Source organism: Nonomuraea sp. NPDC050783 (genome assembly GCF_040802095.1).
GTDB lineage: Bacteria > Actinomycetota > Actinomycetes > Streptosporangiales > Streptosporangiaceae > Nonomuraea.
Window position 1 is genome coordinate 1 of record NZ_JBFAHK010000080.1, and the last position, 1,037, is coordinate 1,037.

A 1,037-nucleotide genomic window follows, 5' to 3' on the forward strand; every position below is an offset into this window, starting at 1 on the left:
GGCTGGGCGAAGGTGAGAACTTAAGCGCCGGTAAACGGCGGTGGTAACTATAACCATCCTAAGGTAGCGAAATTCCTTGTCGGGTAAGTTCCGACCTGCACGAATGGCGTAACGACTTCCCCGCTGTCTCAACCGCAGACCCGGCGAAATTGCACTACGAGTAAAGATGCTCGTTTCGCGCAGCAGGACGGAAAGACCCCGGGACCTTCACTACAGCTTGACATTGGCGTTTGGAGCGTCTTGTGTAGGATAGGTGGGAGACTGGGAAGCTCGGACGCTAGTTCGGGTGGAGTCATTGGTGAAATACCACTCTGGTCGTTTTGAACGTCTAACTCTGGTCCGTGATCCGGATCGGGGACAGTGTCTGGTGGGTAGTTTAACTGGGGCGGTTGCCTCCTAAAGGGTAACGGAGGCGCCCAAAGGTTCCCTCAGCCTGGTTGGCAATCAGGTGTTGAGTGTAAGTGCACAAGGGAGCTTGACTGTGAGACTGACGGGTCGAGCAGGAGCGAAAGCTGGGACTAGTGATCCGGCATCGGCGTGTGGAAGCGGTGTCGCTCAACGGCTAAAAGGTACCCCGGGGATAACAGGCTGATCTTCCCCAAGAGTCCATATCGACGGGATGGTTTGGCACCTCGATGTCGGCTCGTCGCATCCTGGGGCTGGAGTAGGTCCCAAGGGTTGGGCTGTTCGCCCATTAAAGCGGTACGCGAGCTGGGTTTAGAACGTCGCGAGACAGTTCGGTCCCTATCCGCTGCGCGCGCAGGAGACTTGAAAGGGGCTGTCCCTAGTACGAGAGGACCGGGACGGACGAACCTCTGGTGTGCCAGTTGTATCGCCAGGTGCATGGCTGGTTGGCTACGTTCGGAAGGGATAACCGCTGAAAGCATCTAAGCGGGAAGCTCGCCTTGAGATGAGGTCTCCCACCACGAGAGTGGGTAAGGCTCCCTAGAGATGATGGGGTTGATAGGCCGGAGGTGGAAGCGCGGTAACGTGTGGAGCTGACCGGTACTAATAGGCCGAGGACTTGACCATAAAGT

Annotated in this window: 1 rRNA gene; it reads left to right on the forward strand. The window is 57.0% G+C overall.

Annotated elements, in window-relative coordinates:
* A 23S ribosomal RNA gene (locus AB0H75_RS50250) occupies positions 1–1,032 on the forward strand; the annotation flags it as partial.
* Positions 1,033–1,037 lie beyond the last annotated feature (5 nt).